Annotated in this window: 8 protein-coding genes; 5 read left to right on the top strand and 3 right to left on the bottom strand. The window is 43.9% G+C overall.

Annotated elements, in window-relative coordinates:
* Positions 1-744 precede the first annotated feature (744 nt).
* Both QUA25_RS28305 and QUA25_RS28300 read left to right on the top strand, forming a co-directional pair.
* Positions 745-1,089: a hypothetical protein gene (locus QUA25_RS28305; RefSeq protein WP_333042989.1), complete on the top strand. Its 345-nt coding sequence runs from the start codon at positions 745-747 to the stop codon at positions 1,087-1,089.
* A gap of 137 nt (positions 1,090-1,226) precedes the next feature.
* Positions 1,227-1,589, top strand: a complete 363-nt coding sequence (locus QUA25_RS28300; RefSeq protein WP_333042988.1) for a hypothetical protein — start codon at positions 1,227-1,229, stop codon at positions 1,587-1,589.
* 134 nt (positions 1,590-1,723) lie between these two features.
* On the opposite strand, the gene QUA25_RS28295 is transcribed toward QUA25_RS28300, so the two are convergent.
* Complete coding sequence (locus QUA25_RS28295) at positions 1,724-2,551, bottom strand: GNAT family N-acetyltransferase (RefSeq protein WP_333042987.1); 828 nt, start codon at positions 2,549-2,551, stop codon at positions 1,724-1,726.
* 100 nt (positions 2,552-2,651) lie between these two features.
* On the opposite strand from QUA25_RS28295, the gene QUA25_RS28290 reads away from it, so the two are divergent.
* Positions 2,652-2,891: a hypothetical protein gene (locus QUA25_RS28290; RefSeq protein ID WP_333042986.1), complete on the top strand. Its 240-nt coding sequence runs from the start codon at positions 2,652-2,654 to the stop codon at positions 2,889-2,891.
* 27 nt (positions 2,892-2,918) lie between these two features.
* The gene (locus QUA25_RS28285) at positions 2,919-4,406 is read left to right on the top strand and encodes a tetratricopeptide repeat protein (RefSeq protein WP_333042985.1); all 1,488 of its coding nucleotides are present in this window, start codon (positions 2,919-2,921) and stop codon (positions 4,404-4,406) included.
* A gap of 434 nt (positions 4,407-4,840) precedes the next feature.
* On the opposite strand, the gene QUA25_RS28280 is transcribed toward QUA25_RS28285, so the two are convergent.
* Positions 4,841-4,975: a hypothetical protein gene (locus QUA25_RS28280; protein ID WP_333042984.1), complete on the bottom strand. Its 135-nt coding sequence runs from the start codon at positions 4,973-4,975 to the stop codon at positions 4,841-4,843.
* A gap of 368 nt (positions 4,976-5,343) precedes the next feature.
* On the opposite strand from QUA25_RS28280, the gene QUA25_RS28275 reads away from it, so the two are divergent.
* A complete protein-coding gene (locus QUA25_RS28275) occupies positions 5,344-5,604 on the top strand; it encodes a hypothetical protein (RefSeq protein WP_333042983.1) in 261 nt (86 codons plus the stop codon).
* A gap of 363 nt (positions 5,605-5,967) precedes the next feature.
* Here QUA25_RS28275 and QUA25_RS28270 read toward each other — a convergent pair whose 3' ends face one another.
* Positions 5,968-6,603, bottom strand: a complete 636-nt coding sequence (locus tag QUA25_RS28270) for a hypothetical protein (RefSeq protein WP_333042982.1) — start codon at positions 6,601-6,603, stop codon at positions 5,968-5,970.
* Positions 6,604-6,856: the final 253 nt, after the last annotated feature.

The raw sequence follows: 6,856 nt of genomic DNA, 5'->3' as shown, positions 1-6,856 counted from the left end.
AACAATATGTCAACAGGGCTAACTTAGCCACGCTTAGGGCATTTGGATACTTTACAATCCTTAACATAATTGTGTTTGACAGCGCCTACCTACTTAACTTAACTATACAGAGGCTTTGATTGTTTTCGGAGATGTCTATTAGTTATACCCTGCCTCCGTACAGACCCCAACAGCGTCCATCTTTTACTGCTAAACATTTCAGGCTTTGCTACTTCAAGTCATTTTGTCTTTGATTTACAAAACTTTATGTCTTGTCCTATTTTGCACGTATCTCGGCTATATCTCTACATCAACGCAATCGCAATTACTCGGGACAGGCAAAGGGCTATTTTTGTGCCGTTACGACAACACCCTAAAAGTCTGGGATGAGAGAAAGTGGGGAGGCGAGCGCTAGTTTCAACCTTATTTTGCTGTACCGTTGCGTCCGATGGAGCCACCATTGTGGCAGGCGACGCATCTGGTCGCGTATATGTCCTGCGACTCGAAAGGATAGAGCCATTAACATCAATTTCTTACACAATCGTCGGCAAGGCGCAATTTGCAGAGTTTCAGCAGCAAACCTATCGCTGTCCTGCCCTTTGTCTCAACCTAGCTTTACCAGTCTAATTTTGAGCAGATCTAGCAACAATTTCAATATCGCTACTAGCGTCCCCGCCGACGCTGTTACCCATGAACGTATCCGAACTCATCCGAGCTACCTCGTGCCAGACTTAAGAAAAGTAAGAGGAACTGGGAGCAAGTCTAATGAGTTGTAAGAAGTGTCTGGCGATAGGTTTGCTGCTGTTAGCAACAGGTTGCGTGCCACAAAGGAACGAGCGACCCGTTTCAGAAAAAGAATTTGGTAAGGATTGGCCACTTACCGTACCCAGTGGCACCTTGGCTTGTGTTCTCCCTTATTGGCAAGATGTGCATTTCATTATCTTTATTTCTCCTGATGGCAAAGAATATACCCTTGAAGGCAAGAGCGAAACAAAGGGAAAATATCTCCCGATTTATTCAATTTTGAAACCTGCCTCCCAAAACCCACATTATAAATTTGTTGACCACAGGGTATTATCTGAGGAAGGTTGTAAATTGTGTTTTCAATAATTGCATCAAAAAATAAGCATTCGAGTCTTACAGCTTGGCGTTTAAAGCAGACTGTATAGAGCAAAAGGTGAAGAATAAAAACTTTGTTAGTTTATCGCAGACTTAAGAAAAGTAAGAGGATCTGGGAGACAAATCAAATGAACTGGAAAAAATATGCGGTAGTGTGTGGACTATTGCTGCTAACGACAGGTTGCACGACGGAAAAGAGGGAGCGGTTTATTTCAGAAAAAGAATTAGGTAAGGACTGGCCCCTTACTGTAAAAAGTGGCACCCTAGTTTGTAGAATTTCACCCTTGGAGCGGTGGGTTTTCTTTATTTCTCCTGATGGCAAACCACATAATCTTATCGGCAACAAAAAACTTTACCCAATTCTTCGCATTGTAAAACCTGCTATCAGAAACTCAGATTCTAGAGCAGATTCTAGATTTGTTGCCGACAATATCTTGCTTAAAGAAGGTCTTCAATTGTGCCCGGAACAATTTAGGCGGGTAGCCCGCTAATAGTTGCGGGGCGCAGCCGCGCAACTATATCATCAATGGTAGCCTGTCCCTTCCATGCTTAAAAACTGAAGAGACAACCAGGGGCGATCGGCTTTCTGGGCAACTCGTGCAAAAAGATGTTGAGGGCTACTTCTTTAATATCCTAAAATCCTCCTTTTGTTTGAGTGGATTCGGAAAGTACAAGTTTCCTTAAAGCCCATTCGCTTGTAAATATTTACACCATCCGGTGCTGCCTGAAGGGTGGCAAAAAGCGCTCCGAGTTTTTTGGCATAACTGAGCGTATAATGTGTGATTGCCGAGCCGTAACCCCGATTTCTAAATTCTTGCAGCGTACTGATATCAAAGAGGCTTGCTGTCTGACCAAGCAAAAAGATTGAACTCGTACAAACAGGCTTATTATCGACATACCCCAGAAACAATCTCAAAGGACGATTCTCCAAATTATCCAACTCTCCCACCCGCCGATAAAATTGCATAACGAAGTCATCTGGTGGCTCAAAAAGTGAAGCGATAATCTTTCCAAACTCATTGATTTCTTTGAAAGAGGTGGCCATGCGGAACTTGAGATTAAGAGGATACTGAACGTCTTGTGGTAAATCATCAAGATTTGCAACCATACCCATATCCACTTCATCTTCGATAAATCCATACTCTTCTAAGGTTGAAAAGACATAAGCATCCCGAAATTCTTCACAAGTCCACCAAGCTGCTGGTAAACGAGCTGAATTAAACTCTTCGCACATCTTGGCAATAGTACGCTTTCCGTCTTCGCTATCAAATTTTTTACTAATAACGAGATTAAAAGTATCTGTTTTGTAGCCCGAATTAATGAGAACGTAACTTTCTGTTTGTTCGACTTTCATGTCTGGAACGAATTGGAGTGGAAAATAAATATTCTTGCCAATGATTCCTGCCAAAACTAACTGGATTTGGTCGTGTATTCTAAATTCTTCCTCTATCATCTGCACCGTCTCCTTTCTGTCAATTTTATATACGGAACTGGGCCAGAGGTGTGAAAATGCCGTTAGCCTTAACCCTGCGAATGGAAGTGCGCTCCGAGCCGTGACGACAGTGCCAGACGTGCGAACCGTGGCTGCGGTGCAATTGTGCGAGCCGTTGCAGCCGTTCGATCGCGCCAAACGTAGAACCAATCTAGCAGAAGAATTGCTCGTTACTGACCAACCGAAAAATGCAGTCATTTCAGCCATTTGTTGTGCCGATCGAGCTACCGACTTGAGGAAATTGGCGAAGCTCGATCCCCATAACTTCTTCCTGCTTTACACTAAGCAGGCTAGTGATTAAGATTAACAAAAATACAAAAGGGTGGCTATGCTCGATCGCGCTCAATGGTTTTTGGTCGGTATGTCGATCGCACTTTCGCTTCAGCTAAGTCAGCCAGTGGCAGTAGCCGTATCAGTTGGTAAAGGCTTACAAATAGCACAAAGTAACAGTAGTGATGCTGCCGACAAAGTATATGAAGAAGCCGAGAAACTTTACGAACAAGGAACAGCGGAAGCAAAAAGAAGTGCGATTGTCAAATATGAAGAAGCATTAAAACTGTATCGGGCAGTAGGCGATCGGAATGGCGAAGCTAGCACCCTCAGCAAAATTGGCGTTGTCTATAATGATTTAGAAGAAAAAGAGAAAGCACTAGAATATTTCAACCAGTCTCTTCCCCTGAGTCGGGGAGTGGGCGATCGCAAGCAAGAAGCTATTACCCTCAACAATATCGGCGAGGTTTACTATAAGTTGGAAGAAAAAGAGAAAGCGCTAGAGTATTTCAACCAGTCTCTTCCCCTGAGTCGGGGAGTGGGCGATCGCAAGCAAGAAGCTATTACCCTTACCAATATCGGCTTAAGGTATACAGATTTAGGAGAAAACCCGAAAGCGTTAGAGTATTTCAACCAGTCCCTTCCCTTGAGCAGGGCTGTAGGCGATCTCCGTGGGGAAGCTACTACTCTCAACAACATCGGCTTAGTATACGCAAATTGGGGAGACAAAGAAAAAGCAAAAGAGTATTTCAACCAATCTCTTCTCCTTAGTCGGAAAGTGGGCGATCGCAATGCGGAAGCTATCACCCTTAACAACATCGGCTTAGTGTACAATAAGTTGGGAGACAAAGAAAAAGCAAGAGAGTATTACAGGCAGTCCCTTCCCCTGAGTCGGGCAGTGGGCAATCGCCGTTGGGAAGCCGTTACCCTCAACAATATCGGCTTATTATACGCAGAATTGGGAGAATACTACATAGCATTAGAGTATTTCAACCAGTCTCTTCCCTTAAGAAGAGCTGTAGGCGATCGCCGTGGGGAAGCTCTAACCCTCAACAACCTCGGCGGTCTATACAATGAGGTGAGAGAAGAACAAAAAGCGCTAGAGTATTTCAACCAGTCCCTTCCCTTGAGCAGGGCTATAGGCGATCGCCGTGTGGAAGCCTTTACACTCACCAACATCGGCTTATTATACGCAAATTTGGGAGAAAAGCAGAAAGCGCTAGAGTCTTACAACCAGTCCCTTCCTCTTTTTCGAGCAATTGGCGCAACCGAGGAAGAAGCACTCACCCTCTACAGCATGGCTTTTATCAAACGATCGCTAGGCAATTTTACCGAAGCTCTCAATGATATTGAAGCTTGTCTTAAAATAATTGAAAATCTCCGCAGTAAAATACTCACCGCAGAACTCCGCAGCTCATACCTTGCCACAGTGCAGGACTACTACGAATTCTACATCGATTTGTTAATGCAATTGCACAAAACTAATCCTAACTCCGGTTATGATATCAAAGCATCCGAAGCCAGGAAACGTGCTACAAATCCTTAAAAAGCAACGCAATGTGATGAAGCTCGATCGCCATGAAATTAAACCCCTGAATAAACAAGGATTTTACCCAAAAATACCAAAATAAAAGCCCCTATCGTTGTGAGAATTGCAGCCCACCACTTTAACCAAATGGGATGAGCAAGAACCATAGGCAAAAAAATTACACTTAAAATTAAATAAATTAGGACTATATCAGCGGAGTAGGGAAAAATAAAAATTGCCAGCGGACCCAATACTGGCATTAAAATTTGGGAAAAAGTGTCAGAGAAAGACCAATTATGATTGGGCTGAAAGCTCAAGGCTATTTGAACTGATTGTACAGAAGCCAGGGAGAAAGCCGGAATTATCACTGATAAACGCTTTAGCCACGAGAAGCGACTTAACCACATACGCGAACTTTGATTTAAACTTTGCCAATAATAATAGAAACTTCATCAGTTTGTCATAAGTATCTCCCAACCAAGTTGCACCGATCGCCCGCCGAGAACACGGGCAACCGCCGATCGCTCAAAACATCCCATCAAGTAAATCGGTAACGTCTCTTTGGTCGCGGCCGCGATTATCGTCATACACCATCAAGGTGTTTAGATTCTTGTGTCTGCTTAACTTCTGTACCTTCCGCACATCCCTGTCTGTTGCGTCTAGTGCCGCCGTGATAACACTGTGTCTGATGCGGTGAAGGAACATCTGCTACTAACGTTGCTTAATCAGGGTATGAAAAAAATAACTTGAAAATCCCGAAGTTTTATGGATACTGGTTTCTCTGACTTGCATATTTAGCCCTTCATACCCTGGCATCAGCAACGCCCTTTACCTTTGGCTTCAAATCAATTCTAAAGTTTCACGCTTGCATCGCCCACTGTCTCGGGCTATACCTGTGCTGACATAACGCATCTCAAGAGCTAATCTCAAAGTTAGTTCTTTACCGCAATTGCTCATGGGTAGCCAATCTACAGCCAAAACTATCTTTCTCCTCGCCTCTATGGTGGGCTGGCTTATCGTTGGTGCATCTTTGATGTATCTTTTTCCGGTCGTCGCAGATTGGTTAATATCCTCCGATCGCACCCATCTATGGATGCAGACCCTCAGCCGTAGCGGTTACAATCCTATGCTGGCTTGGGTAGGAGGAGGCATCACTCTGGTTATTACCGTGTTGGGGTATATCCTCTGGCATCAGAGGTTTGAAGGCAAGATTTAGAGCGATGGTCCCAGATCGATTTTGGAGCGATCGAGTTCTGAGTTCAAAGAAGTGTGGGAGGCCTTTGCGGTGAGGCGTAGAAAAAAGCCTACCAAGACGACTATCAGAAATTTAGAGATGTATAAGTGCTGGTTGGATACAGCCGTGCTTACTTGTTGGAAAACAGCTAAATGCTCTATTTCTAACAGTTTTTGCTGATGTCAAACATTATACTCTGATGTATCTGAAGTGGCAACCGTTAGTAAATTCTCAGTGATTTAGCCTTTAAGTTTCTGCTAGATGACCCTTAGCTCTTAATAAGGGCATGGTAGTGGTTTGGAAAACTTAACTTTTATTTACAATATGCTTTCTATCCTATCTACTTTACGTCAAGTCTCTTCTCATTTGCAAGAGCGCTTGATTCAACCCCTCGCTGTGAATCCACCCTACGAAGCCACCGTAAATCATTTTGCCATCAGGATCGGCTAAAAAAATGTGGTCAACGCCGAGGGGGTTTTTCCAAGCCCTAACCGCTGTTCCATCCCTAAGTCTGATAATCGGATTGGAGCTGTTAAAATCCCTGTGGTGTGCTGGTGTCATTCCTGGGACAGCTTCTAAAATGGCGCGAGCTTCAAGGGTAACATCTGAAATGTTGGCAGCGCTGGCTGCTGAACAGCCACATCCATCTGTCACAGTTTGCTTGAGCCTTTCTTTGATATCGCCGTCAAACAGGGATAATTGCTCAATCTCATCTAAAAGTTTCCCGTGTGGCTCAGATAAGCGCCTTTGGCAATAAATTGCTGTTAGCAAGTCCTCTAACCCTACTTTTGTCAGAGCCTCTGCAATCAATCCCGTCAAACCTAGTACGGCAATGCCTCCGAGCATTCCTGCCGGACCACCTAGAAATGCTAGAGCTGCTGTGATTGCAGCCGCTCCTGTTAAACCTGTCGCAGCCATCGTTACTACCAAGATGATACCTGGTAAACCCAAGGCAGCTACTTTCTTGACGACTTCATCCATTTTACAAACCTTCGCTGTTGCTTTCTTTCTTCTACCAACCAGTTGCCAGCACGAAAAGCCTGCTAGCGCAACAAGTTATTTATGGCGTTGCTGAATACAGGTATGAATGGAAGATTTCCCAATTGCTATAAGCCAAGTCGAGTGAGTTTTGTAACATCAAGGGAAAAGTGGATTCATAAGTAGGTAGGCGGGAAAAAACATATTTATGTAACAAAACATTAAGCAGCATAATTGGAGTTAAACTTAAGGCGTT

The sequence above is a fragment of the Microcoleus sp. Pol17C6 genome (genome assembly GCF_036701145.1).
GTDB lineage: Bacteria > Cyanobacteriota > Cyanobacteriia > Cyanobacteriales > Microcoleaceae > Microcoleus.
The sequence above is the reverse complement of the archived record's forward strand: the minus strand, read 5'-3'. Positions and strand labels throughout refer to the sequence as shown.

What these genes read in the sequence shown, in the direction of transcription:
- QUA25_RS28305 (WP_333042989.1), top strand. Translation starts at nt 745, where the DNA reads ATGAGTTGTAAGAAGTGTCTGGCGATAGGTTTGCTGCTGTTAGCAACA.
- QUA25_RS28300 (WP_333042988.1), top strand. Translation starts at nt 1,227, where the DNA reads ATGAACTGGAAAAAATATGCGGTAGTGTGTGGACTATTGCTGCTAACG.
- QUA25_RS28295 (WP_333042987.1), bottom strand. Translation starts at nt 2,551, where the DNA reads ATGATAGAGGAAGAATTTAGAATACACGACCAAATCCAGTTAGTTTTG.
- QUA25_RS28285 (WP_333042985.1), top strand. Translation starts at nt 2,919, where the DNA reads ATGCTCGATCGCGCTCAATGGTTTTTGGTCGGTATGTCGATCGCACTT.
- QUA25_RS28280 (WP_333042984.1), bottom strand. Translation starts at nt 4,975, where the DNA reads ATGACGATAATCGCGGCCGCGACCAAAGAGACGTTACCGATTTACTTG.
- QUA25_RS28275 (WP_333042983.1), top strand. Translation starts at nt 5,344, where the DNA reads ATGGGTAGCCAATCTACAGCCAAAACTATCTTTCTCCTCGCCTCTATG.
- QUA25_RS28270 (WP_333042982.1), bottom strand. Translation starts at nt 6,603, where the DNA reads ATGGATGAAGTCGTCAAGAAAGTAGCTGCCTTGGGTTTACCAGGTATC.